Genomic DNA, 25859 nt, shown 5'->3' on the forward strand with positions numbered 1-25859 from the left:
TACATGTGCGGTTGCATGGCAGGTTATGCGCGTTTTGCATGAATAGTGGCCCAACTTAGGGTTGAAACCCTAGGGAAAACCCTTATTCTTCATTCACCGCAACTCTTCCACCCCAAGAGGGTGACCCTGACATGTACAGCCTGATTTCCCAGATCGCCCGTTTTCTGCCTGCCGCAACCCGTGTGGCGCCCGTCAACGGTGTGGCCCACAACCTGATGGAGCGTGCAGCCCGCGCCGGCCGCAACCCACAGCAAGCGCAGGAACTGCGCACCGCTGCTTACGCCTACCTCAGCGTCGTTCGCTGAAGCTTTTGCGCTTCACGGCGCTTCATTGCGGTTCATAGCGCTTCAGGCTGAAAACGCCTTGTCGGCGGCCCGCGCCACCGCCTGCCGCAGCCACATATGGGCGCTGCGCTGCTGCGAGCGGCGGTGCCACACCGCATCCACATGCACTGGCGACACATCAAAAGGCAAGGGCCGCAGCACCAGCTGATCGGCGATGCCGGTCACGCGCACAAAGTGGCGCGGCAGCACTGTCAGCAAATTGGAATTGGCCACCACCCGGCCGGCGGTGAAAAACTGGTTCACCGTTAGCACCACCTGGCGTTCGCGCCCCAGTGAGGCCAGCGCCTCATCGACAAAACCAAAGGGCCGGCCCGAAAAACTCACCAGCATGTGGCGCGCGGCGCAAAAGCGGTTGAGTGAGAAAGGCCCCGTGGCCAGCGGGTGGTCTTTGCGCATCACACACACATATTCACCGTCATAGAGCCGCTGGTGCAGAAACGGCAGCGGCTCGCCGCTTTGCGCGTGCGCGGTCAGGTCGGCCAGCAGCGACGGAAAGTAGCCAACGGCCAGGTCGCAGGTTTCTTCGTCCAGCAGGCGCCGCGGGTCGCGGGTGGTGAGCGGCAGCACCCGCATCGACACGCCGGGCGCTTCCTGGTCCAGTGTTTCGACCAGGCCCGGCATGAGCTCGGCCGCGGTCGCATCGGCCATGGCCAGCACAAAGGTGCTGTTGGCCTTGCCGGGCTCGAATTCGTTGGGAATCAGCGACTCCTGCAGCTGCTGCAAGGCCTCGCGCACGGACGGCCAGATGGCGACGGCGCGCGGTGTGGGCGCCATGCCCTGGCCGCTGCGCTGTACGAGTTCATCGCCCAGGGTTTCGCGCAGCCGCCTGAGCGCATTGCTGACGGCCGGCTGCGTCAGCGACAGGTTGCGCGCCGCCCGCGTCAGGCTGCGCTCGGCCATCACCTCGTCGAAGACGCGGAGCAGGTTGAGGTCCAGCGTCCGGAAATTGAGGGGGTTCAAGGGTTTTGGCCGGGTTAAAGGAAGGGGCTCAGGACCGGAACGCGAGGCTGGAGCGTCCGAATGTGTCTGAATTATCACCAATATGAATGAATCTCATCATAAATATAAAGTTGAGTAACATCAGTGATAACCCTAGTATACCCATACCCGCTGCAATTTTGGTTCAGCGGTGTTAACCCAAGGAATTCATCATGACCAGCTTCGTCAATATCAAATACTCCACGCAGCACCCCGGCGTTGTCCGCGCTGAGTCGGCCTTTGGTGCCGTACGTCAGCTGGCGCATGCCGTCTCCGGCACCCGCGGCCTGGCCACGCTGCTCTTGTCCGCCATCGCCGCCGCCGTCATGGTTGTGGCCTACCAGGTCATGGACAGCGTGACCGAAGGCCACCTGCTGGTGATGTGGATCGGCGTCTGGGTTGTCGCTTTTGCTGTTCTGGCACTTTTCGCCGGCGCCGCGCGCAATGCAGCCGTCAGCCTCAAGACCGGCCTGGATGCCTGGTCGCGCAGCATGGCAGAAGCCCGCGCCGACCAGCGCCTGTGGCAAGCCGCCAGGAACGATCCCCGCGTGATGGCCGACCTGCAAATGGCCTTGCTGCGCGGACAAGCTGAAGCCGAAGTCGCCGACGCTGCCGTGGCTGCCCCTGCCGGCGCCGCATCGGCTCCTGCCGGCCTGACGCAACGTGCCCTCCGTGTGGGCGGCGCTGAACTGCAGGCTTACCTGCAAAGCGCCAAGGCTGATGCGCAAGTTGCCGCACCTGCCGCTGTTGAAGCGGTTGCTGCCGGCCTGACACAGCGGGCTCGGCGTCTGGGCGGTGCTGAACTGCGCGCTTACCAACGCAACTACATCTAAGCGCCTGAGTGCTGGGCCGCTTCACCCGAAGCGGCCCACAAAAAAAGCCACCGGATCCGGTGGCTTTTTTTTGCCCTGAAGATGTCAGTCTCCAGGGATAGGGCGCCGCGCAGGTTGTGCGAAACGCCCCGTCGCATGGCGTGCCGGTCAGGCAGCCAGGCGGCGCTCGATGGCGGCTTTGGTCTCCTCCAGCTCTTTTGGCAGGTGGTGTTCGAGTTGCTTGAACAGTTCGGCGTGCAGCTCCAGCTCTTTTTGCCAGGCGGCTTTGTCGATGCTGGTCACGGTCTTGAACTGCTCGGCGCTGAAGTCCAGGCCGGTCCAGTTCATGTCTTCATAACGGGGGCTGACGCCGGTGATGTGTTCCACGCCCTGGCCCTTGCCTTCGATGCGGTCGATCATCCACTTCAGCACGCGCATGTTTTCGCCGTAACCGGGCCAGACGAACTTGCCGTCTTCGCCCTTGCGGAACCAGTTGGCGGTGAAGATCTTGGGCAGCTTGGCGCCCGAGGCCTCCAGCTTCTTGCCCACATTCAGCCAGTGCTGGAAGTAGTCGGCCATGTTGTAGCCGGCAAAAGCGATCATCGCAAACGGGTCGCGGCGCACCACACCGACCTGGCCGGTGATGGCGGCGGTGGTTTCGGAGCCCATGGTGGCAGCCATGTACACGCCTTCCACCCAGTTGCGGCCTTCGGTGATCAGCGGCACGGTGGTGGAGCGGCGGCCGCCGAAGATAAAGGCGTCGATCGGCACGCCGGCGGGGTCATTCCAGGTGGCGTCCAGCGCAGGGTTGTTGATGGCGGCGACGGTAAAGCGTGAATTGGGGTGGGCGGCCTTGGCGCCGGTTTCCTTGGCGATCTGCGGCGTCCAGTCCTTGCCCTGCCAGTCGATCAGGTGCGCCGGCAAAGCGTTGCCGGGAGCGTCCTGCTCCATGCCTTCCCACCAGACATCGCCATCATCGGTCAGGCCGACGTTGGTGAAGATGACGTTCTTGTCCAGGCTGCGCAGGCAGTTGGGGTTGGTCAGCATGTTGGTGCCAGGCGCCACGCCGAAGTAACCTGCTTCGGGGTTGATGGCGTAGAGGCGGCCGTCCTTGCCGGGTTTGATCCAGGCGATGTCGTCGCCGATGGTGGTGACCTTCCAGCCTTCAAAACCGGCCGGCGGCACCAGCATCGAGAAATTGGTCTTGCCGCAGGCCGACGGGAAAGCCGCCGCCACGTGGTACTTCTTGCCTTCGGGCGAGGTCACGCCCAGGATCAGCATGTGCTCGGCCAGCCAGCCCGGGCTGCCGGAGCCGTCTTGCGAGGCGGCGCGCCCCATGTTGGAGGCGATGCGCAGCGCAAAGCATTTTTTGCCGAGCAAGGCGTTGCCGCCGTAGCCAGAGCCATAAGACCAGATCTCGCGCGTTTCGGGGTAATGCACGATGTACTTGGTCTTGTTGCAAGGCCACTTCACGTCTTTCTGGCCTTCGGCCAGCGGTGCGCCCACGGTGTGCACGCAGGGAACGAACTCGCCGTCGACGCCGAGCACGTCAAACACGGCCTTGCCCATGCGGGTCATGATCTTCATGTTGACGCCCACATACGGGCTGTCAGACAGCTCAATGCCGATGTGCGCGATGGGCGAGCCGAGCGGGCCCATGCTGAAAGGCACCACATACATGGTGCGGCCCTTCATGCAGCCGTCAAACAGGGGTTGCAGCGTGGCGCGCATTTCGGCGGGCGCCATCCAGTTGTTGGTCGGGCCGGCGTCTTCCTTTTTGGCCGAGCAGATGAAGGTGCGGTCTTCCACACGCGCCACATCGGTGGGGTCGGAGCAGGCCAGGAAGCTGTTCGGGCGCTTGGCTTCGTTGAGCTTTTTGAAGGTGCCGGCGTCAACCAGCTGCTGGCACAGGCGCTGGTATTCGGCATCGCTGCCGTCGCACCAGTAAACGTTGTCGGGCTTGCACAGGGCCACCATGTCGGCGACCCAGGCGATCAGCTTGGCATGTTTGACGTAACTGGGCGTATTGAGGTTCAGCCCTTGCATCGCGGGGTGGTTCATCGAAAAAACTCCAAAGTTAAAAAGCGTTATTTCGGAAAACGTCGCGCGGCAACCTGGCGGTTGTGACACTGAGACGTTTGCCGGAATAAGGCTAAAAAGCTTCTTTTGCGCAACAAACAAGTCCCGGTCGGCGGGCGGTGCCGCAGCGGCGAAAGCGCTGCGGCGCAGTGACAAAAAAGCGGCTCTTTGCGCTGCTTTTTCACCTTCCACGGGTCGGCCAGAGAATTCATTTTAAGAAGATCGGGCGTGGTTACCTTGGAGTTACAGGCAAAAGTTATGCATAACCGGCATAGGGTTATGCATATGCAATGCGGGGGTTCCGGCAGTCGTGACATCGGCGTGACTAATGCCGCGATGGGGCGTTTTGGCCGCAGTTTTACGGCTGTTTGCGATGAATCCGCTGAAGAGGAGGGGAAGAAGCGAGGGAAGCGGGCCAGAGAGGCCCGGAAACAAAAAAGCCCGCAAGGCGCGGGCTTCTGGGGGAAGTGGTTTGCTTTTAAGCCATGTAAATGGCGATAAAGGCCAGCAGGAACATCAGCACGCCGCCAACCACAGGCAGAACAATGGGGATCAATGGAACGATCGCATCGACGGCTTCCTGCTCCTGGGCGGGGGTGGCACTGTCGTGGGCGGCATTGGTGGTGTGGTTTTGACTGGACATGGGGTTGATTCCTGAAATGCTTGAAAGTCTGGGCAGATTTTACCCGCATGAAGATGGTTACATGAAGAACCGGCCGACAAAGATGCCGCACGCCTGGTTTGCGCTACCCTTTGACATCTTTGCCATGCCTGTTTTTGGAAGGAATGCATGAAATCCCCAGCCTCTTCGCTGCCCTGGAGCCGCCTCTTTTCAGCCGGCGCTGCCTTGTCCGCTTTGGCTTTGTTGTCAGCCTGCGCTACCGGCGGCCCCAACAGCGCCTCGGCCCGGCCGGTGCTGTATCCCAACGCCACGCTTAACCGCGTAGGCGACGCGCAAGGCCAGGCCGAAGCCAATGCCTGCATGTCGCGTGCCTCGGCCGCCGGGCTCAGCCCGTCTCAAAGCGGCAACGAAGTCGGCCGGCGTGCCGGTGAGGGCGCGGCCGTCGGAGGCGTCGCCTCGGCGGTTGGTGCGTTGATCACCGGGCGCGGCGGCGAGGGCGTGTTGCGCGCCGGGGCCGCGGGCGCTGCCGTGGGCGGCTCCGCAGGCGCGGTGTCAGGCGCATTTCACAACGATAAACCCAACAGCGTCTACCGCAGCTTCGTGCAGCGTTGCCTCAGCGAGCGCGGCTTTGAAGTGATTGGCTGGAACTAGGGCCCAGCCATCCGGCACGCTCAGTGCTGCTCTGACGCCTCAAAGCCCGCAGCGTTGAGCGCATCCAGCACCTGCTGGATATGGTCGCGCCCGCGCGTCTGGATCACCAGCTCGATCTCCACGTTCTGCGCCGAGAGCATGGTGAACGCACGCTGGTGATGCACTTCGTCGATATTGGCCCCGGCATCGGCCACAGTCGCGGTGATCTTGGCCAGTGAGCCGGGGATGTCGCGCACGCTGACCTTGATGCGCGCCAGGCGCCCGGCGCGCACCATGCCGCGCTCGATGATGGCCGCCAGCAGCAGCGGGTCGATATTGCCGCCGCACAACACCAGGCCGACTTTTTTGCCGGCAAAACGCTCCGGGTATTTGAGCAGCGCTGCCAGCCCGGCCGCGCCGGCGCCTTCGACCAGGGTTTTCTCGATCTCAAGCAGCATGACCATGGCTTGCTCGATGTCGCCCTCGTCCACCAGCACCAGGTCGTCCACCAGCTTGGCGATGATGGCCTGCGGGATCAGGCCGGGTGTTCCCACCGCAATGCCTTCGGCGATGGTGCTGCTGCCCTGCGGGTGTTTGGTGCCCTTGATGGCGTTGACCATGCCGGGGAAGCGGGAGGTCTGCACGCCGATGATTTCAATGCCGGGCTTGATGGCCTTGGCCGCGGTGGCCGTCCCCGCGATCAGGCCGCCGCCGCCCACGGCGATGACCAGCGTGTCCAGGCTGGGCACGGCATGCAACATTTCCAGCCCCACCGTGCCCTGGCCCGCGACGATGGCTTCGTCGTCATAGGGATGCACAAAGACCAGGCCTTCCTGCTCGGCCAGCTTCAGGGCGTGCGAGCGGGACTCGTCCAGCGAGTCGCCATGCAGCACGACCTCGGCGCCAAAGCCCCGGGTGCGCTCAATCTTCACGCCCGGGGTGAAGCGCGGCATCACAATCACAGCCCGGATGCCCAGCCGCTGCGCATGGTAGGCCACGCCCTGGGCGTGGTTGCCGGCGCTCATCGCGATCACGCCGCGGCGCCGTTCGTCGGCTGAAAGCTGGGCGAGTTTGTTACAAGCGCCGCGCTCCTTGAAGGAGGCGGTGTATTGCAAGTTCTCGAACTTCAGGTAAATCTGGGCGCCTGTGAGCTGCGACAGGGTTTTGGATTCCACACAGGGTGTGTCCAGCAAATGGCCCTGCAGGCGCTGGGCGGCTTGTTCGATATCGTTGAGACTGAGCATGAGATTCCTCTGGGGCGAATACGGAGATTGTGCCGGGTCAATTTTGCGTGCCTTCGGGCTTGATTCTGTGGCGCATTTCACACGGCCGTGTTCAAGTAGTGTCTTCCATGATGCTTCAAGCTGCGTTATGGTGGAGTCTCATTGAACCAGACGGCGTCTTCATTGCTCATAGCTACTATGAAACACACAGAAGGCCGGGCAAGGTCAAGCGAGGTCTACAGGCATGTCAACCAGCGGTGCAGGTGCACAAGGGAGGTTTGTCCATGAGCAAGCGTTCCGTTAGCGAGCAGCAGTCGCTGCTGTCCCCCGGGCTGAAAGAAGCCCCGGTGCTGGACCTGATGTGCTCGCACTTCGTGCTGACGCTGGCCGCCAGGCAAGGCGCCAAGTTCAATGTACGGCGCGACCTCAACAGCCTGCTGTCACTCTCGGGCCGGCACCTGGTCTGGCCCCTGCCTGCATTGCAGCGCCTGCGTGAGTTTTTGGGGCGCCGCTGCAAAGACAACGAATTCTGGCGCGGCCATGAAAGCCTGACCGACGCCGAGTTCATGGCGCGCCACGGCGCCTGGCGCGGCCCCTACGAAGAAGGCACGCTGTTCTTCTACCTCGACGAACATGCCAAAGACCAGCCCAAGGATTTGCTGTCGGTGCTGGCCGCCACCGGTGAGTGGCTCACACATGCGCTCAAGAAACAATCCACGCTGGTCGAAAAAAACATAGACGCGCTCGCCAACCTGTTGCAACTGAACCGGGCGGAGCGCGCGCTGCTGCTTTACGGCACGCTGGCGCGCTACCAGCGCGACCTGCGCTCCCTGCTGGTGGAGTTCAAGGTCAACAACGCGCCCGAGGCCTATGCGGCTATTGCCGATGTCGCAGGCGTCAAGGCACCCGAGGTTGCCGAAGCGCTGCGCGCCGGCTCGCGCCTGGAGCGCATCGGCATGGTCGAGAACCTGATCTCCGAACACAACATCACCGACCTTGCCGACCTGATGAAGGTCAGCGAGAAGTTGCCGCCCGTGCTGATGCGCGAATACCGCGACCAGAACGAACTCATGGCCGTCTTCACCCGGCCCGCCGCGCACAGCAGCCTGGGTCTGGCCGACTTCGCCTTTGTGCAGGAGGATGCGGAGGTGCTGGTGTCTCTGTTGCGCAATGCCGTGGCCAGCAAAGAGCAGGGCGTCAACGTGCTGCTCTACGGCCCGCCCGGCACCGGCAAGACCGAGCTGGCCAAGGTTGTCTCGCAGGCTGCGGGGCTGGACTTGTTTGAAGTCGAATACGCCGACCGTGACGGCAATTCCCTGAGCGGGCGCGACCGCTACCGTTCGCTGCAGATCGCCCAGGTGTTCCTCAAAGGCAGCACGCATTCGGCCCTGCTGTTTGATGAAGTGGAAGATGTGTTTCCGCCCATTTCCAGCGAAGCCGCGCAATTGATGGCGCGCTCCGAGCAACTGCCGGTGCCGGCCAGCGGCTCGGTCAGCGGCAAGGCCTGGGTCAACCAGATCCTGGAATCGAACACCGTGCCCACGCTCTGGGTCACCAACCGCATCGAGCAGATCGACCCGGCCTTTCGCCGCCGTTTTGCCTATCACCTTGAACTGAGGTCCCCGCCGCCCGGCGCGCGCGAGGGCGTGGTCCGCAAGACACTGGAGGGCGTGCAGGTGAGCGATGCGTTTGTGGCCAAGCTCACAGCGCGCAAGGGCCTCACGCCCGCGCAGATACGCACGGCAGTGCGCTTTGCCCGGCTGGCCAGCGCGCCTGAAGACAAGATGGATGTGCAGATAGACGCCGAAGGCATGAAAACCATCCTCGCCGGCGGCAGGCCGCTGCTGATGGAGTCGTTGATCGAGCGGCAGCTCAAGAACGCCGATGTCGCGCTGGGCAACAAATCAGAAACAGCGGGCCGGCGCAGTGTCACGACTTACGACCTGTCCATGCTCAATGTCGAGTCGCGGTTTGAAGTGCCGCGCATCGTCGAGGCGCTCAAGAGCCGCGGCCACGGCAGCCTGTGTTTTTACGGCCCGCCGGGCACCGGCAAGACGGCGCTGGCCGAGCACATCGCCAAATCGCTGGACCAGCCCCTCATCATCAAGCAGGCCAGCGACCTGATGAGCAAGTATGTCGGCGAGACCGAGCAGAACATGGCCGCCATGTTCCGCGAGGCCCAAGCCGAGAAAGCCGTGCTGCTGCTGGACGAAGCCGACAGCTTTTTGCAGGACAGGCGCGGCGCCCAGCGCACCTACGAGGTGACCGAAGTGAACGAAATGCTGCAGGGCATGGAGCGCCACAACGGCATCTTTATCTGCACCACCAACCTGCTTGAAAGCCTGGACCAGGCGGCGCTTCGGCGCTTCACCTTCAAGATCAAATTCATGCCCCTGACCCGGGAGCAGCGCGAGACCATGTTTGCGGTCGAGGCCCTGGCCGGGGATGCCAGCCTGCTGACCGGCGCCATCCGCGAGAGGCTGGGCAAGCTGACGCAGCTGTGCCCCGGCGACTTTGCGGCGGTCAAACGCCAGGTTGATATCCTGGCGGCGGAGTTTTCGGCGGAAGAATTCCTGTCGCAGCTGGAAGCCGAGCACCGCATCAAGCCCGAAGTGCGTGAAGGCCGCAACATGGGTTTCCTGCAGTAGCGCTTCCCGCTCCGCACCCTCGCGGGCTCGCCCGACCAATCATTCCCAACTATCTTTAGCCGGAAAGCTTCGTTCGCAAGCGGACCGGGCCTGCCTAGAGTTCGAACTCGGGCATCCGCTGTTTCAGATGGATGCCGCCGATATCTGACTTCAGGAGCAGGTGATGGGAACACGTGATTGGGATTTACAGCAGCTGTCGAACGCGGCAGGCTCGGTGCGGCATGAGGTCGATGTGCTGGTGATTGGCGGCGGGCCCGCCGGCGCCTGGGCCGCCATCAGCGCGGCGGCAACCGGGGCATCGGTGCTGCTGGCCGACAAAGGTTATTGCGGCACTTCGGGCGCAACCGCGCCTTCAGGCACCGGGCTCTGGCATGTCTCTCCAGACGGCGCCGCGCGTGAAGAAGCCAAGGCCAGCCGGCTGGCCATGGGCGGGCACCTGGCCGAGCATGCCTGGATGGACCGCGTGCTGGCGCAAACCTGGGCCAATGTGGATTTGCTGACCGAATGGGGCTATCCCTTCCCGGTCGATGCCGATGGTCAGCTGCGCCGCACATCGCTGCAAGGCCCCGAATACATGCGTTTGATGCGCAAGCAGGTCAAGGCGGCCGGCGCCCGCATCATCGACCACAGCCCCGCGCTGGAGTTGCTGGTCGATGACAGCGGCACGGTGTGCGGTGCCACCGGCGTCAACCGGCAAAGCGGCGAGACCTGGGTGGCGCGCGCCGGTGCGGTGGTCATCGCCACTGGTGGCTGCGCATTCCTCAGCCGCGCGCTGGGCTGTAATGTGCTCACGGGTGACGGTCACTTGATGGCGGCTGAAGTCGGCGCTGAGCTGTCGGGCATGGAGTTCTCCAACGCCTATGGTTTGGGCCCGGCATTTTCGTCGGTCACCAAATCGCTGTTTTACAACTGGGCGACTTTTTACTACCAGGACGGCTCGCCGATTGAAGGCGCGGGCTCCTCGCGCGGGCGCAGCGTGATCGCGCAGACCTTGCAGACCCAGCCAGTCTATGCCTGCCTGGACCGTGCCGATGCCGACATTCGCGCCTGGATGCGCACGGCCCAGCCCAACTTTTTCGTTTCGTTTGACCGGCAGGGCATCGACCCCTTCACACAGCATTTCCCCGTGACCTTGCGGCTTGAAGGAACCGTGCGCGGCACGGGTGGTTTGCACCTCGTGAGTGAGCAATGCGCGACCTCCGTGCCTGGCTTGTATGCCGCAGGCGACGCGGCCACGCGCGAGCTGATCTGCGGCGGCTTTACCGGCGGCGGCAGCCACAACGCGGCCTGGGCGCTGTCGTCGGGCTTCTGGGCGGGCGCTGGTGCGGCGGATTTCGGCCGCGGTGCGCGCAGCGCAGCGCAACGTGTGGCCTTGCGTGCGGGCGGTGTCACCTTGCAGGGCAAGGGCAGCCATGCGCCCGACAGCGCCGAGGTGATACGCGCCGTGCAGGCCGAAGTGTTTCCGTACGAGCGCAACTGGTACCGGCGCGGCGACCTGTTGGAAGATTCGCTGCAGCGGCTCGACGCCCTCTGGCATCGCCTGCGTGCAGGCGCGCCGGCAGCCAATGCGCAAGAGGCGGTGCGCGCCCGCGAAGCCGCAGCCATGCTCGCCACTTCGCGCTGGATGTACCGCAGCGCCTTGCAGCGCACCGAAACGCGCGGCATGCACAGGCGCAAAGAACACACAGCCAGCGACCCGTTGCAGCGGCATCGCCTCGTCAGCGGTGGGCTGGACGAAGTCTGGGTGCGCCAGCACGCGGTGGACAACGCGCCGTCGGCGCATGCTGTGCAAGCCCCGGCGGGAGTCACCGCATGATTGAAATCGTCAGCGCCACCCGCTGCACGGCTTGCAACATCTGCGTGCATGCCTGCCCCACCAATGTGTTTGACATCGTTGCCGGCGGCCCACCGGTGATCGCGCGCCAGGACGACTGCCAGACCTGCTTTATGTGCGAGCTGTATTGCCCCGAGGATGCGCTCTATGTCGCGCCTATCGCCGACCATGCGGCGGTGGTCAATGAACATGCGGCCGGCACGCAGGCCCTGATGGGCAGCTACCGCAGCGCCATCGGCTGGGGCAAGGGGCGGCGGTCTACCGCGGCGGCCGACGCGAGTTATGAACTTTTACAACGGGCGCATTGACGCGCCTACAGATTCGACATGATTGATTTGAAATTTGCACGGACCGGCTTGAAGGCCTCTCAGCTCACGCCTCGCCGCAGGCTTCTGGGCGCGGCGCTCGCAGCCGCAGCTTCTCTTGCTCTGCCGGGTGTAAGCCGTTCTCAGGCCACCGTACCTTCCCGCCCATTGCGCCTGGGCTTTATCGGCCCCGGCAAAAAGCCGGCCTCGGCCACCGGCTGGGCCCTGCAACAGGGCCAGCTGCAGCGCGAACTGGCGCCGCTGGGTTTTAGCGAGGTGGTCACGCGCGTGTTTCCCAACGGGCCGGATCTCAACGAAGCCTTTGTCTCCGGCAATCTGGATGTGGGCATCTACGGCGACACGCCCGCCGTCGTCGCACGCGCCCAGGGCTTTGAAGGGCGCCTGCTCGGTTTTGACAACGTGGGCATGAATGTCTGGCTGCTCACGCCGCGCGGTGGCGTGAAAACCGTCAGGGAGCTGGAGGGGAAAACCGTGGGCGTTGCGCTGGGCTCCTACATGCATCGCTACGTGTTGGGCCTGCTCAAAGAGGCGGGCTTGCTCAAAAGCGTCAAGGTGGTGCACATGCTTCCGCGTGATGGCGAGCCCGCGCTGGAGCGAGGCGCCGTCGCGGCCTTTGCCGCGCCCATCAACACCGGCCCCTTGCTGGCCTCACGCGGCTACCCTGTGATCGACGAAGCTGAAAAGCATCCGAATCTGCGCGGCACCTCGGTCATCATCGCAGCGCCTCAGCTGCTGGCCGGCGCACCAGGCCTGCCGGCCGCCTGGGGCCGCGCGCGCACTACGGCGTTGCGGGACATTCGCCGTGACAGCGCGGCGTACTACGGCTTTCACGCCGAAGCCAGCGGGTTTCCAGTCGAAGCCGTGAAAGCGTCTTATCCGCTCTCGCAGTTTCCCGACTCGGCTTATCCCGCCGAGGGGCTGAAGCTGATCGAGGAGGTGAAGCGCTTTTTGCTGGCGGAGAACCTGATACGGCGTGACTTTGCCGTGGCGCAATGGACAGTGGCCGGGGCTGACTAAACGCAGGCCAGGCTGGCCTCGTGCTTTTTCCGCACCGCTTCGCTGACCTCAAGCTGCGCTTGTCGCACGATGCGGCCCTGCTCAATCCAGAGCAATTGCCCGGGTTGCAACTGCTGCCAGTTTTCGTTGCGTGTCAGCGGCTGGGTGGCCACCACGCACAGGCGGTCCTCTGGGTCATTGGTCTGCGCAAAATCCATGCTCAGGTCGGCATCCACCAGGCTGGCGTTTGAAAACGGCCATTCGCGCACCAGGTACCACAGCCGCGTGGAGCAATGTGCGTAAAGCGACTGCCCGTTGGAAAGCAGATAGTTGAAGACGCCGAACTCGGCCGTCCGCTCGCTCAAGGAGCACAGCGTTTCAAAGATGATGTCGGGTGAGCAGGGTTCACGCGGACTGATCTGTTTGAGCTCTTCCATCAGTGCGCAGAAGGCCCGTTCGCTGTCGGTGGTGCCCACGGGCTGGTAGTTGCCGGCCGATTCAGGCTGGTAGTCGATCAGGTCGCCGTTGTGGGCAAACAGCCAGTGACGGCCCCAGAGCTCGCGGGTGAAGGGGTGGCAGTTTTCCAGCCGCATCGGGTCGCCCTGGGTCGCCTTGCGAATGTGAGAGACCACATTGCGCGACTTGATGGCGTACTGCTTGAGCATCTCGGCAACCGGTGAAGTCGCCGCGGGCTGGGCGTCGACAAAAAGGCGGCAGGCCTTGTCTTCAAAAAAACCGATGCCGAAACCGTCCGCATGGTGGTCCGTCAGGCCGCCGCGCGCGGCGAATCCGGTCAGCGAGAACCTGAGGTCCGCCGGTTTGACCGAATTCATTCCCAACAGCTGGCACATAGGGGTAGTTTAATGCCCCAGAATCTTGGACAGGAAATCCTTGGCCCGGTCGGTCTGCGGATGGTTGAAGAACTCGGTAGGCGTGTTCTCTTCGACGATCTGCCCCTGGTCCATGAAGATCACACGGTCGGCCACTGCCTTGGCAAAGCCCATTTCGTGCGTCACGCACAGCATGGTCATGCCCTGGTTGGCGAGCTCCATCATCACATCCAGCACTTCCTTGATCATTTCCGGGTCCAGCGCCGAGGTGGGCTCGTCAAACAGCATGATCTTGGGCGTGAGGCACAGCGCGCGGGCAATCGCCACGCGCTGCTGCTGCCCGCCCGACAGCTGCAGCGGATACTTCTGCGCCTGCTCGGCAATGCGCACGCGCTCAAGCTGGTGCATGGCGCGCTCGATGGCGTCTTTTTTGGAGAGGCCCGCCACCCAGGTCGGCGAGAGCGTCAGGTTTTCCAGCACCGTCAGGTGGGGGAAGAGGTTGAACTGCTGGAACACCATGCCGACCTGGCGGCGCACCGCGTCAATCGCCTTGATGTCGTCACCCAGCACAGACCCGGCCACGGTGAGCTTGCCTTCCTGGTAGTCTTCCAGCGCATTGATGCAGCGGATCATGGTGGACTTGCCCGAGCCCGAAGGCCCGCAGATCACCAGGCGCTCGCCCTGCTTCACTTCCAGGTCAATGTCGCGCAGTACGTGGAAATTGTTGCCATACCATTTGTTGACCTTGTCAAAGCGGATGGAGGGATCACTCATGTTCTTCTTCCTGTTCAACGGGCTTTGCCCACGGCGAGACGGCGTTCAATCCACAGGCTGTAGCGCGACATCGCGAAGCAGCAGGTGAAGTAAATCGCGGCAATAAAAATATAGGCTTCAATCTTGAAGGGCCGCCAGTTCGGGTCCGAGCCGACGGCAAGAGACAGCGCGCCCGTCAGTTCATACAGCGACACGATGGTCACCAGGGACGTGTCTTTGAACAGCGAAATGAAGTTGTTCATGATGCTGGGCACCACGGTGCCCAGCGCCTGGGGCAGCACGATTTTGATCTGCGTTTGCCAGTAACCCAGCCCCAGGCTGGCCGCCGCCTCGGTCTGGCCTTTGGAGAGAGACTGCAGGCCGCCGCGAACGATTTCCGCCATATAAGCCGCCGCAAAAAGCGTGATACCAACAATCACGCGCAGCAGCACGTCGGGCGATTTGCCGATGGGCATGAACAGCGGGAACATGAAGCTGGCCATGAACAGCACCGAGATCAGCGGCACGCCGCGTATCAGCTCGACATAAATCACGCAGAGCGTGCGGATGGCCGGCATGTGGGAGCGCCGTCCCAGCGCCACGGCCACCGCAATCGGAAAGGCCGCCGTCATGGAAATCACCGTCAGCATGACCGTCAGCGGCAAACCGCCCCACTGGTCGGTGGTCACCTTGGCCAGCCCGAGAATGCCGCCGCTCATCAGCGTGAAGAAAGCGCTCAGCACCACCAGCCAGAGCAGCGGCAGCCAGGGCTTCCAGAGCCAGCGGCTGCAACTCGCAACGACCAGGCCCAGCAGCAGGAAGGTCGCCAGCTCGGCGCGCCAGTGCTCGCCCTGCGGGTAGCGGCCCAGCAGGATGATGCGGGCCTTTTCATTGATCACGCCCCAGCAGGCACCGGTGCCGCGCACGGCCTGGCAGGCATCGGCGTTGGCCGCGGTGACGGCATTGAGCACCGCCCAGTGAAAAGCCGAGGTGGCCACCCACAATAAAAGGGCCACCACCAGCAGCGACACCACGGAGTTGCCGACGCTGGAGAACAGGTTGTTGCGCAGCCAGGGGCCCACACCCTCCATCTTGACGGGGGCGGAGCGTGGTGCGATGGGGACGAAATTTTGTGTCATGAGTGGGCGTCCACGTTCAGCGTTCCTTGATGGCCGCGCGGCTGTTGAACCAGTTCATCAACGCTGAAGTCGCCAGCGAAGTGGTCAGGTAAATCAGCATGATGATGGCGATGCATTCCACGGCGCGGCCGGTCTGATTGAGCGAGGTGTTGGCAATCGACACCAGGTCGGGGTAACCCACGGCCACCGCGAGCGAGGAATTTTTTGTCAGGTTCAGGTACTGGTTGGTCAGCGGCGGGATGATGACCCGCAGCGCCTGCGGCAACACCACCAGGCGCATCGAATGGCCTCGCGACAGGCCCAGCGACGCGCTGGCTTCATGCTGGCCCAGTGACACCGAGGCAATGCCGGCGCGCACCACTTCGGCCACAAAGGCCGAGGTATAGAGCACCAGCCCCAGCAGCACGGCAAGGTATTCGGGGCTCAACGCGCCGCCGCCTTCAACCTGCACTTCCGTCAGCTTGGGCAGGTTCCATTCCGACGGCGCACCGCCGGCCAGCCAGCCAGCCAAGGCGCCACCCAGCACCAGGCCCGCCGACACCCACAGCACCGGGCGCGGTTGGCCAGTCAGGTCAAAAGCGCGGCGTGCGCGTGCGGCATAAATGAAGCTGCCCGCCAGGCCGATCAGCGCGCCTACCAGGGCAAGCGTCTGCCCCAGCTGCCACACCGGTGTCGGGTAAGACACGCCGTTTTTGCTCACATAGACCAGGCTGCCGATATGCAGCGCTTCATCAATGGCGGGCAGGTACTCGGTAAAAAGCAGGTACCACATCAGCAGCTGCAGCAGTACCGGGATGTTGCGAAAGGTCTCGACATAGCCGTAGCACAGGCCCCGTACCAGCGCATTGCGCGAGAAGCGGCCTATGCCCAGCAGCGTGCCGAGGATAGTCGTCAGCACAATGCCTACCACCGCCACCCGCAGCGTGTTGACCAGCCCCACCAGGAATGCTTTCCAGTAAGGGTCGATCGAGTCGTAGTGGAGCCAGCCCTCGCCGATGTCAAAGCCCGCGGGCTGCATCAGAAAGTCAAACCCGCTCTGGATGCCGCGGGTTTTCATGTTGGCCATGGTGTTGCTCACCAGTAGCCAGATCAGGAAGACGATCAGGCCGACGGCCAGTATCTGGTAGACGATGGCGCGCGCCTGCTTGCTGCGCCAGGAAAACACCTTGCGGCGCTGGGCAGGCGCTGGGCGCGGGGGAATCAGGGATTGCTCAGACATAACGGCGGTCACCCAAAAAAAACGGGCCACACGGCAACGCAGAGTTGCGAGCGGCCCGTTGCGTTCATCGCATCGGAATCAGGCGATTAGCGCACTGGCATGGCGTACATCTGGCCGCCCTTGTTCCACTGGTTGTTCTGGCCGCGTGGTAGTGCCAGAGGCGTCTTGGGGCCGACATTGCGTTCAAAAATCTCGCCGTAGTTGCCCACCGCCTTGATGGCGCGCACCAGCCAGTCTTTTTCCAGGCCCAGCAGCTTGCCGGTGTCTTCGCCGCTGCCGGTCAGGCGCATGACCACAGGGTCCTTGCTGTCCTTGGTCATGGCATCGACGTTGGCCTGGGTCACGCCGTACTCTTCAGCTTCGATCAGGCCGTAGACCACCCATTTGGTGATGGCGAACCATTCGTCGTCACCGCGGCGAACCATGGGGCCCAACGGCTCTTTGGAAATCAGCTCGGGCAGGATCAGGTGGTCGGCTGGAACCTTGGCTTCCTTGTTGCGAACGGAAGCCAGGCCGGAGGCGTCCGTGGTGTAAGCCTGGCAGCGGCCGGAGAAGTAGGCGGCGTTAACGGCTTCCTGCTTTTCAAACACCACAGGCTTGATGCCCAGGTTGTTGGCTTTGGAGAAGTCGGTCAGGTTTTTCTCGGTCGTGGTGCCGGACTGCACGCAGACCGTGGCGTTCTTCAGCGCCTTGGCGCTTTTGATCTTGCTCTTGACGGGGACCATGAAGCCCTGGCCGTCGTAATAGGTGACGGCGGTCATGTGCAGGCCCAGCGATGCATCGCGGGTCAGCGAAAAGGTGGTGTTGCGCGCCAGGATGTCGACTTCACCGGACTGAAGCGCCGTGAAACGCTGCTGGGCGTTCAGGGGAACCCATTTGACCTTGTTGGCGTCGCCCAGCACGCTGGCGGCGATGGCCTTGCAGGTATCCACGTCCAGACCGGTCCAGGCGCCGGCGCTGTCAGCCGCCGAAAAGCCCGCCAGCCCGACGTTGACGCCGCAAATGACCTGGCCGCGGGCCTTGATGGCATCCAGCGTCTTGCCGGCATGGGCGGGCGCCATGGTTGCGAGGGTGAGGCCGGCAACTGCCAGCGTGGCAAGTCCATGTTTCTTTGCGAATGTGATCACGGGAGTTCTCCAGTCAATGTACGTTCCGATGTCCAGCACGATGCGTGCCAGCGTCGGGAATGCTAACCGAAGGTGCACTTACACAAAGTAAAGGAAGATGCTTATTCGCTCGGGATAAACCCTTGCGAAAAACGGGTCATGAGCTTAACCATTGTTCGGTATGCCGGGGCGGCATGAGAGGGCGCTTGAACTCTGGTGTGAAAGCTGGCAGCGGGTGCTGTTGCTGCGTTTAGCCGCAGTTCAGCCGAGGGTCAGCGATGGAGGGAATGCCCCAAAGCCGGGCGCTGCGTGCCCGCGAAACAGTCGCGCGCACCATCTCGAGATGCCGCATTACAAGGGATAACCCTGAGCCTGGTCCCAGGATCAGCTGGTCGCCGCGCACACCCGAAGCACTTCGGCGCCATAGGCTTCGCTTTTTTTCACGCCGATGCCGCTGACGCCGTCCAGGTCGGCCAGGGTTTCGGGTGCCCGTTCGGCGATGGCGCGCAGCGTCGCATCATGAAAGATGACAAAGGCCGGCAGGTTGTGCTCGCGCGCTACCTCGGCGCGCCAGGCCTTCAGGCGGGCCAGGCGTTCGAGCGCGCCGGCATTGAGCGCGGCTTCCGCCAGGCCCTTGACCGAGGTCTTGGTCACACGCTTGCTGCGGCTGCCGGCTTTGGCGCCTGCGGCCTGCTCGCGCAGCACCACGCTGACTTCGCCCTTGAGCACCTGGCGCGCATCGGGCATCAGCTGCAGGGTGCTGAAGGCCTCGGCATCCACACGCACCATGTTGCGGGCAATCAGCTGGCGCAGCACGCCGCGCCACTGCGCCTCGGCCAGGTCGGCGCCTATGCCGAAGGTGCTGAGCTTGTCGTGCCCGTACTGGGTCATCTTCTCGGTCGTTTTGCCGCGCAGGATGTCCATGATGTGGCCCGCGCCAAAGCTGATGCCGCTGGCCTGCTGCACGCGGTAAATGCAGCTGAGCATCTTGCGCGCGGCTTCGGTGGCGTCCCATACCGCCGGCGGGTTCAAACAGTTATCGCAGTTGCCGCAAGGCTGGCTGTCTTCACCAAAATAGCCCAGGAGGCTGACGCGGCGGCAGCGCGTGTCTTCGGCCAGCGTCAGCAGGGCGTCGAGCTTGCCGCGCATCACCTGCTTGAACTCTTCGCTCGCCGCTTCGCTGGTGTCAATCATGCGGCGCTGGTTCACCACGTCCTGCAGGCCGTAGACCATCCAGGCGTCGGCGCTCTGGCCGTCGCGGCCCGCGCGGCCCGTCTCCTGGTAATAGCCTTCAATGTTTTTCGGCATGTCCAGGTGCGCCACAAAGCGCACATCGGGTTTGTCGATGCCCATGCCGAAGGCAATCGTGGCCACCATGACGATGCCGTCTTCGCGCAGAAAGCGGTCCTGCCGCTGCTGGCGCAGGCCGGAGTCAAGGCCTGCGTGATAAGCCAGCGCCTTCAGGCCGGCGTCCTGCAGCATGTCGGCGATTTCTTCCACCCGTTTGCGCGACTGGCAATACACGATGCCGGCTTCGCCCTCGTGCTCGGTCTCGATAAAGCGCAGCAGCTGGCGCGTCGGGTCGGTCTTCTCGACGATGGTGTAGCGGATGTTGGGCCGGTCAAAGCTGCTGACGAACTGGCGGGCGTCTTCCAGCCTGAGCCGCTCGATCATGTCCTGCCGCGTCAGCGCGTCGGCCGTGGCCGTCAGCGCCATGCGCGGCACGTCCGGAAAGGTCTCGTGCAGCAGGCTGAGCGACCGGTACTCGGGCCGGAAGTCGTGGCCCCACTGGCTCACGCAGTGCGCCTCGTCAATCGCAAACAGGCTGAGCAGGCCGCGCTCGTGCAGCGACGCCAGCAGGCCCTTCATGCGCGGCGTGTTGATGCGCTCGGGCGCGGCGTACAGCAGCGTCAGCTCGTTGCGCAGCAACTGCTTTTCGAGCTGGCTGCTCTCGTCAAAAGTCTGCGTGGAATTGAGAAAGGCCGCCGACACGCCGGCCTCATGCAGCGCGCCGACCTGGTCGTGCATCAGCGCGATCAGCGGCGAGATCACCACCGTCACGCCATGGCCGGCCTGCTGCCGCACGATGGCCGGGATCTGATAGCACAGCGACTTGCCGCCGCCCGTGGGCATCAGCACCAGCGCGTCGCCCCCGCGCACCACGTGGTCCACGATGGCCTCTTGCGGGCCGCGGAAGCTGTCGTAGCCGAACACCTCGCCAAGAACATGCAAAGGGGTGGAAGGGGAAGAAACGGGTAATGAAGACAAGGGGTGTGCCGGAAGGTCGGAAAGCGGTAGGGCCGATAGTAAGAGAGAAGCCGGTAAGAGCGGAAGGGCGCTGAAAAGGCCCAGGCTTGCTACTATGAAATCAGGAGCTGCTTGCGCTCGTGCTTATTGGGCTGGAGGCCAATTTGATGCCTGAAACAGGCCTCTACCGCGCGCTGGCGGGCCGCAAGGCGCTTGTGTCAAGCTGGCTTTACATCTGCTCCCAGGGCAGGCCGTCAAAACGCCAGCCCGACAGCGTGGAGCGCTGGAACTGCTCATCCAGCTCACCCTCAAAACCGTGCACCACATGCTGCACATCCGAGAAGCCCGCCGCCTCCAGCGCCTTGCCGGCGTCCAGCGTGCGTTTGCCCGAGCGGCAGATCAGCAGCACCGGCTGCGTCTTGGCCGCGGCTTCACGCGCCACGGCATTGGCGAACTTCTGCGCGTCGGGCTGCAGGTCGGGGTATTCGTACCACGGCACATTGACCACGCCCGGCGGGCGGCCTACATACAGCGACTCGATCTCCATGCGCACGTCCACAAACAGGGCGTCGGGGTGCGCTTGCAGCCAGGTCCAGGCTTCTTTGGGTTGAAAATTTTTCATGATGCAGTCAATACCCCTATTGTCGAGGAAAGTCTGCCGCAAAACGGAGCCCCTCTTAAAATGGCGTCATGAAGCCGATCACCTACACCCGCGGGCAACAACTGCCTGCCATCCTGGAAAAACGCATCGCCATCCTTGACGGCGCGATGGGCACCATGATCCAGCGCTTCAAGCTGAACGAAGCCCAGTACCGCGGCGAGCGCTTCAAGGACTTTCACAAGGATGTGAAAGGCAACAACGAATTGCTCAGCCTCACGCGGCCCGATGTGATCCGCGACATCCATGAAGGCTACCTGGCGGCCGGCGCCGACATGATCGAGACCAACACCTTTGGCGCGACCACCGTGGCCCAGGCCGACTACGACATGGCCGACCTCGCCATCGAGATGAACTACGAGTCGGCCCGCATCGCGCGCGCCGCCTGCGACAAGTTCTCCACCCCCGACAAACCCCGCTTTGTGGTTGGCGCCCTGGGCCCCACGCCCAAGACGGCCAGCATCAGCCCCGACGTGAACGACCCCGGCGCGCGAAACACCAGCTTTGAAGAGCTGCGCAAGGCTTATTACGAGCAGACCGAGGCGCTGGTCAAGGGTGGCAGCGACGTACTGCTGGTCGAGACGATTTTCGACACGCTCAACGCCAAGGCTGCGCTGTTCGCCATCGACGAATACTTCGACAACTCGGGCGAGCGCCTGCCCCTCATCATCAGCGGCACCGTGACCGACGCCTCCGGCCGCATCCTGAGCGGCCAGACCGTCACTGCCTTCTGGCACAGCGTGCGCCACGCCGCGCCGCTGGCCATCGGCCTGAACTGCGCGCTGGGCGCGACCTTGATGCGCCCCTATATCCAGGAGCTGGCCCGCGTGGCCGGTGACACCTTTATCAGCTGCTATCCCAATGCCGGCCTGCCCAACCCCATGAGCGACACCGGCTTTGACGAGACGCCCGATGTGACCTCGCGCCTGCTGCGCGAGTTTGCCGACGAAGGCCTGGTCAATATTGTGGGCGGCTGCTGCGGCACCACGCCCGACCACATCCAGGCGATTGCCAACGCCGTGGCGCCCGTGGCTTCGCGTGCGGTGGCCACCAAATTCTTCTACCGCGAGGCGGCGTGAGAGCCCGAGGGGCGCCTTGCCTTGCGGCAAAGGCGGCCCGTACCTGCTCCTGGCTGTTGCTCGCCTGTCTGGCTCTGCTCGCAGGCTGTGGGCAAAGCCCGCCGTCCTGGGATGTCTTGCTGTCCGGCAAGATCACCGGCCAGTACCCCAATTACACGGTGACGGTGCCCGCTCCGGGCCAACTCAAGGTCGACCGGCCCGGCATGCCGTCTAAAAACGTCGAAGTGGCGCCTATAGCCCAGCACTGCCTGCGCGGCCCCAAAGATTGCAGCTATGCGGTCGAGCAAATGCTGCTGGAGCTGCGCGACCCCTGAGCTCCGCCGGAAATTTCCGGCCAGGAAAGGCGCAGAGCGGCGCGAGCGCTTAAAATAGTGCCATCCCCAAGGAGCGTTGCAGCGAAGCCGTCTGGTTTCGTCAGGCTTGGGTTTTCAAGATTCTTGCCCCCCACGGCAGACTTTTTGCAACGACGCTCACCTTGCCCCCGAAGGTGAAGCGCATGCCAGAAATCGAAAATCCCGTCACTGTCCCCCCAATGAAGCTGTCCGGCCTGGAGCCGGTGCAGGTCGGCGAGGGCACGCTTTTTGTCAACATCGGCGAGCGCACCAACGTCACCGGCTCCAAAGCCTTCGCCCGCATGATCCTCAACGGCGAGTACGAGCAGGCGCTGGCCGTGGCCCGCCAGCAGGTGGAAAACGGCGCGCAAATCATCGACATCAACATGGACGAGGCCATGCTGGACAGCCAGGCCGCCATGGTGCGCTTCCTGAACCTGATCGCCAGCGAGCCCGACATCGCCCGCGTACCCATCATGATCGACAGCTCCAAGTGGAGCGTCATCGAAGCCGGCCTGCGCTGCATCCAGGGCAAGGGCATCGTCAACTCGATCTCGATGAAAGAGGGCCTGGAGCCTTTCAAGCACCAGGCCAAGCTGCTCAAGCGCTACGGCGCGGCGGCGGTGGTGATGGCGTTTGACGAAAAAGGCCAGGCCGACACCTACGAGCGCAAGGTCGAGATCTGCGAGCGCGCCTACCGCGTGCTGGTCGACGAGCTGGACTTCCCGCCCGAAGACATCATCTTCGACCCCAACATCTTTGCGATTGCCACCGGCATCGAAGAGCACAACAACTACGCGGTCGACTTCATCAACGCGACGCGCTGGATCAAGCAGAACCTGCCCGGCGCCAAGGTCTCGGGCGGCGTGTCCAACGTGTCCTTCAGCTTTCGCGGCAACGACCCGGTGCGCGAAGCCATCCACACCGTGTTCCTGTACCACGCGATCCAGGCGGGCATGGACATGGGCATCGTCAACGCCGGCATGGTCGGCGTGTACGACGACCTGGACCCGGTGCTGCGCGAGCGTGTCGAGGACGTGGTGCTCAACCGCACGCCGGTCTACAAACCCGGCGAGCCCGAGCTCACGCCGAGTGAGCGCCTGATCGAAGTCGCTGAAACCGCAAAAAGCGGCGCCAAGGACGACAGCAAGAAGAACGAATGGCGCGCCCTGCCGGTGCGCCAGCGCCTGTCGCATGCGCTGGTGCACGGCATGAACGAGCACATCGTGACCGACACCGAAGAGGTCTACCAGGAGATCCTGGCCGAAGGCGGCCGGCCGCTGCACGTGATTGAAGGCCCGTTGATGGACGGCATGAACATCGTCGGCGACCTGTTCGGCCAGGGCAAGATGTTTTTGCCCCAGGTGGTCAAAAGCGCCCGGGTGATGAAGCAGGCCGTGGCGCATTTGCTGCCTTATATTGAGGCCGAAAAACTGCTGCTCGAGGCGGCCGGCGGCGACGTCAAGACCAAAGGCAAGATCATCATCGCCACCGTCAAAGGCGATGTGCACGACATCGGCAAGAACATCGTCACCGTGGTCTTGCAATGCAACAACTTTGAAGTCGTCAACATGGGCGTGATGGTGCCCTGCCATGAAATCCTTGCCATGGCCAAGGTCGAGGGGGCAGACATCGTCGGCCTCTCCGGCCTCATCACTCCCAGCCTGGAAGAAATGCAGTACGTCGCCGCCGAGATGCAGAAGGACGACCATTTCCGCATCAGGAAGATCCCGCTGCTCATAGGCGGCGCCACCACCAGCCGCGTGCACACGGCCGTGAAGATTTCGCCGCACTACGAAGGCCCGGTGGTCTACGTGCCTGATGCTTCCCGCAGCGTGAGCGTGGCGCAAAGCCTGCTGTCCGACCAGGCCGCCAAATACATCGACGAGCTTTACGCCGACTACGACAAGGTGCGCACCCAGCACGCCAACAAAAAGCAGGTGCCGATGTGGCCGCTGGCCAAGGCGCGCGCCAACGCCACGCCCATGAAGTGGGATGGCTACACACCGCCTGTACCCAAGTTCACCGGCCGGCGCGTGTTCAAGAACTTCGACCTCACGGAGCTGGCCCAGTACATCGACTGGGGCCCCTTCTTCCAGACCTGGGACTTGGCCGGGCCCTTCCCAGCCATTTTGAAAGACGAGGTCGTCGGCACCGAGGCCGTGCGTGTGTATGCCGATGCGCAGCGCATGCTCAAGCGCCTGGTCGAAGGCCGCTGGCTCACCGCCAACGGCGTGATGGCTCTCTACCCCGCCAACAGCGTGGGCGACGACATCGAGATCTACACCGACGAGTCGCGCAGCGAAGTGGCCATGACCTGGTTCGGCCTGCGCCAGCAAACCGAAAAAACCGCGGTCGAAGGCGTGATGCGCCCCAGCCGGTGCCTGGCCGATTTCGTCGCGCCCAAGGGCATTGCCGACTACATCGGCGTTTTTGCCGTGACGGCCGGCATAGGCGCCGAGAAAAAGGAAAAGTACTTTCTCGACGACCATGACGACTACTCGTCCATCATGCTCAAGGCCCTGGCCGACCGCCTGGCCGAGGCCTTTGCCGAAAGCCTGCACCAGCGGGTGCGCAAGGACTTGTGGGGCTATGTGCCGGCCGAGGCGCTGGACAGCGACGCGCTGATCGCCGAGAAGTACCAGGGCATACGCCCCGCGCCCGGCTACCCGGCCTGCCCGGACCACAGCGTCAAGAAAGAGATGTTCGAGCTGCTCAAGGCCGGTGACATCGGCATGGCCCTGACTGAAAGCCTGGCCATGACGCCGGCCGCCAGCGTCAGCGGTTTCTACCTGAGCCACCCCGAAAGCACGTATTTCAACGTCGGCAAGATCGGCGACGACCAGCTGCAGGACCTGGCCAAACGGCGCGGCCTCAAGGCCGAAGAGTTGCAGCGCCTCCTCGCGCCCAACCTTTGAGACCGCTTCGCCGGGTCTCTGAGCGGCCCCGGGAACCCCAAATTCCCGGGTTACCGTTGTAATTCGCGTTTACGGCGACTTTGCCGGAAAATAACCTGCGTTCACATAAATACACAGCCGCCTTCAAGAGCGTGTTTACCTTTGCGGCATGGGAAACGTTAACTGGTAGTAGCCAGTCGTCAGGCCGGCGCTGAACCGGCATCAAGCCACAAAACTGATTTCACCAGAGGGGAATTGACATGAATACATCCACCGAAACTCTCCAGCCCGGCCAGCAGGCCTCGTCGGCCAGCAAGCCCTTGTGGGCCGCCGTCGGCATTTTGGGCGTGGCCGTCCTGGCCATGGGCGCCACCATGATTTACCAGATGCGCAACCCGCCCGCGGCAGCGGCGCCGGTCGCACTGGCCAGCCCGCAGGCTACGGCCCCAGTAACGCCGCCCGCAGCGGCCGCCGCCACAGCGGCCGACGACCTGGCCGAAAAGCCAACCGCCGCACCCGCCAAACCCGCGCCGGTGCCCGCCAAGAAGGTGGTCAAACCCACGCCCAAGCCGGTGCCCGCACCCAGCTATGCAGGCGTTTCGCCCGCACCTGCACCGTATCCCGCACCCGTTCCCATGGCGGTCTGCCATTCCTGCGGCGCGATTGAGTCGGTCACGCCGATCGAGCGCTCCACCAAGCCCGCCGGTGTCGGCATCGGCACTGTGGCCGGCGGCGTGCTGGGCGCGGTGCTCGGCAACCAGATCGGCCATGGCGGCGGCCGCACGGCAGCCACCATCCTGGGCGCCGTCGGTGGCGGCTTTGCCGGCAACGCGATTGAAGGCCATGTGCGTAAGGAAACCGTCTACCAGGTCGGTGTGCGCATGGAAGACGGCTCGCAGCGTCTGGTCGAAGTCGCCCAGGCCCCGGCCGTCGGCAGCCGCGTGACGGTCGAAGGCAATGTGCTGCGCAGCCATGACGGCGCGGTATATGGCCCCAAACCTCCGCCAGCGCCGGTCGCCACCCAGCCAGCGCCTTCGCCTTACTACAGCGGCGGCCGCTAAGCGCTCGTTTTTTCACCGAATCCCCCAAAGCCCCGCAACGCCGGCC

22 protein-coding genes and 1 riboswitch are annotated in these 25859 nt (G+C 63.5%); of the genes, 11 read left to right on the forward strand and 11 right to left on the reverse strand.

What is annotated here, in order from left to right:
- Positions 1 to 131: 131 nt before the first annotated feature.
- Positions 132 to 305, forward strand: a complete 174-nt coding sequence (locus BM408_RS22900; protein ID WP_175541760.1) for an HU family DNA-binding protein — start codon at positions 132 to 134, stop codon at positions 303 to 305.
- 42 nt (positions 306 to 347) lie between these two features.
- Here BM408_RS22900 and BM408_RS11360 read toward each other — a convergent pair whose 3' ends face one another.
- Positions 348 to 1304: a LysR family transcriptional regulator gene (locus tag BM408_RS11360; RefSeq protein ID WP_092129963.1), complete on the reverse strand. Its 957-nt coding sequence runs from the start codon at positions 1302 to 1304 to the stop codon at positions 348 to 350.
- A gap of 191 nt (positions 1305 to 1495) precedes the next feature.
- Here BM408_RS11360 and BM408_RS11365 point away from each other — a divergent pair, with 191 nt between their 5' ends.
- On the forward strand, positions 1496 to 2155 hold the full coding sequence (locus tag BM408_RS11365) for a hypothetical protein (RefSeq protein ID WP_254774782.1): 660 nt from the start codon (positions 1496 to 1498) through the stop codon (positions 2153 to 2155).
- Positions 2156 to 2302: 147 nt separating this feature from the next.
- Here the strand turns inward: BM408_RS11365 and BM408_RS11370 are convergent, their stop codons facing one another.
- Together BM408_RS11370 and BM408_RS22905 are read right to left on the reverse strand one after the other, a co-directional pair.
- Positions 2303 to 4195, reverse strand: coding sequence for a phosphoenolpyruvate carboxykinase (GTP) (locus tag BM408_RS11370; RefSeq protein WP_092130086.1), 1893 nt, complete (start codon positions 4193 to 4195; stop codon positions 2303 to 2305).
- Positions 4196 to 4691: 496 nt separating this feature from the next.
- Positions 4692 to 4856, reverse strand: a complete 165-nt coding sequence (locus BM408_RS22905; protein ID WP_175541761.1) for a hypothetical protein — start codon at positions 4854 to 4856, stop codon at positions 4692 to 4694.
- Positions 4857 to 5003: 147 nt separating this feature from the next.
- Here BM408_RS22905 and BM408_RS11375 point away from each other — a divergent pair, with 147 nt between their 5' ends.
- The gene (locus BM408_RS11375) at positions 5004 to 5486 is read left to right on the forward strand and encodes a glycine zipper family protein (RefSeq protein WP_092129964.1); all 483 of its coding nucleotides are present in this window, start codon (positions 5004 to 5006) and stop codon (positions 5484 to 5486) included.
- Positions 5487 to 5506: 20 nt separating this feature from the next.
- Here the strand turns inward: BM408_RS11375 and BM408_RS11380 are convergent, their stop codons facing one another.
- The gene (locus BM408_RS11380) at positions 5507 to 6709 is read right to left on the reverse strand and encodes a threonine ammonia-lyase (protein ID WP_092129965.1); all 1203 of its coding nucleotides are present in this window, start codon (positions 6707 to 6709) and stop codon (positions 5507 to 5509) included.
- Between the two features lie 263 nt (positions 6710 to 6972).
- Here BM408_RS11380 and BM408_RS11385 point away from each other — a divergent pair, with 263 nt between their 5' ends.
- The 4 genes from BM408_RS11385 (at position 6973) to BM408_RS11400 (ending at position 12513) form a co-directional block, all read left to right on the forward strand.
- Entirely contained in the window at positions 6973 to 9336 is a 2364-nt protein-coding gene (locus BM408_RS11385) for an ATP-binding protein (RefSeq protein ID WP_092129966.1), read from the forward strand.
- A 163-nt stretch (positions 9337 to 9499) separates the two neighbouring features.
- Positions 9500 to 11152, forward strand: a complete 1653-nt coding sequence (locus BM408_RS11390) for an FAD-binding protein (RefSeq protein WP_092129967.1) — start codon at positions 9500 to 9502, stop codon at positions 11150 to 11152.
- Positions 11149 to 11478 carry a 4Fe-4S dicluster domain-containing protein gene (locus BM408_RS11395; RefSeq protein ID WP_092129968.1) on the forward strand — a complete coding sequence of 110 codons (330 nt, stop codon included), beginning with the start codon at positions 11149 to 11151 and terminating at the stop codon, positions 11476 to 11478. Before BM408_RS11390 ends, BM408_RS11395 begins: the two co-directional genes overlap by 4 nt.
- Before the next feature lie 18 nt (positions 11479 to 11496).
- A complete protein-coding gene (locus tag BM408_RS11400) occupies positions 11497 to 12513 on the forward strand; it encodes an ABC transporter substrate-binding protein (protein WP_092129969.1) in 1017 nt (338 codons plus the stop codon).
- Here BM408_RS11400 and BM408_RS11405 read toward each other — a convergent pair.
- The 7 genes from BM408_RS11405 to BM408_RS11435 form a co-directional block, all read right to left on the reverse strand.
- Entirely contained in the window at positions 12510 to 13343 is an 834-nt protein-coding gene (locus BM408_RS11405) for a class II glutamine amidotransferase (RefSeq protein WP_092129970.1), read from the reverse strand. The two genes, BM408_RS11400 and BM408_RS11405, sit on opposite strands and share 4 nt — an antisense overlap.
- Positions 13344 to 13352: 9 nt before the next feature.
- Complete coding sequence (locus BM408_RS11410; RefSeq protein ID WP_092129971.1) at positions 13353 to 14096, reverse strand: amino acid ABC transporter ATP-binding protein; 744 nt, start codon at positions 14094 to 14096, stop codon at positions 13353 to 13355.
- 14 nt (positions 14097 to 14110) lie between these two features.
- Positions 14111 to 15214, reverse strand: a complete 1104-nt coding sequence (locus BM408_RS11415; RefSeq protein WP_092129972.1) for an amino acid ABC transporter permease — start codon at positions 15212 to 15214, stop codon at positions 14111 to 14113.
- 16 nt (positions 15215 to 15230) lie between these two features.
- Positions 15231 to 16433, reverse strand: a complete 1203-nt coding sequence (locus BM408_RS11420; protein ID WP_092130087.1) for an amino acid ABC transporter permease — start codon at positions 16431 to 16433, stop codon at positions 15231 to 15233.
- An 86-nt stretch (positions 16434 to 16519) separates the two neighbouring features.
- On the reverse strand, positions 16520 to 17494 hold the full coding sequence (locus BM408_RS11425; RefSeq protein WP_092130088.1) for an amino acid ABC transporter substrate-binding protein: 975 nt from the start codon (positions 17492 to 17494) through the stop codon (positions 16520 to 16522).
- Positions 17495 to 17923: 429 nt separating this feature from the next.
- Positions 17924 to 19807: a DNA helicase RecQ gene (gene recQ / locus BM408_RS11430; RefSeq protein WP_092129973.1), complete on the reverse strand. Its 1884-nt coding sequence runs from the start codon at positions 19805 to 19807 to the stop codon at positions 17924 to 17926.
- Between the two features lie 208 nt (positions 19808 to 20015).
- Positions 20016 to 20408, reverse strand: a complete 393-nt coding sequence (locus BM408_RS11435; protein ID WP_092129974.1) for a rhodanese-like domain-containing protein — start codon at positions 20406 to 20408, stop codon at positions 20016 to 20018.
- Positions 20409 to 20476: 68 nt separating this feature from the next.
- Here BM408_RS11435 and BM408_RS11440 point away from each other — a divergent pair, with 68 nt between their 5' ends.
- The 4 genes from BM408_RS11440 (at position 20477) to BM408_RS11455 (ending at position 25813) form a co-directional block, all read left to right on the forward strand.
- Positions 20477 to 21523, forward strand: coding sequence for a homocysteine S-methyltransferase family protein (locus BM408_RS11440; RefSeq protein ID WP_092129975.1), 1047 nt, complete (start codon positions 20477 to 20479; stop codon positions 21521 to 21523).
- A 56-nt stretch (positions 21524 to 21579) separates the two neighbouring features.
- Positions 21580 to 21837 (forward strand): hypothetical protein, encoded by a 258-nt coding sequence (locus BM408_RS11445; RefSeq protein ID WP_139237334.1) that lies wholly within the window; start codon positions 21580 to 21582, stop codon positions 21835 to 21837.
- A 62-nt stretch (positions 21838 to 21899) separates the two neighbouring features.
- Positions 21900 to 22002, forward strand: a riboswitch (S-adenosyl-L-homocysteine riboswitch).
- 17 nt (positions 22003 to 22019) lie between these two features.
- Positions 22020 to 24773: a methionine synthase gene (gene metH / locus BM408_RS11450; protein WP_092130089.1), complete on the forward strand. Its 2754-nt coding sequence runs from the start codon at positions 22020 to 22022 to the stop codon at positions 24771 to 24773.
- Between the two features lie 239 nt (positions 24774 to 25012).
- Positions 25013 to 25813, forward strand: a complete 801-nt coding sequence (locus tag BM408_RS11455; RefSeq protein ID WP_092129977.1) for an outer membrane lipoprotein — start codon at positions 25013 to 25015, stop codon at positions 25811 to 25813.
- Positions 25814 to 25859 lie beyond the last annotated feature (46 nt).

Origin of the sequence: Polaromonas sp. YR568 (genome assembly GCF_900116715.1) — a bacterium.
Lineage (GTDB): Bacteria > Pseudomonadota > Gammaproteobacteria > Burkholderiales > Burkholderiaceae_C > Polaromonas.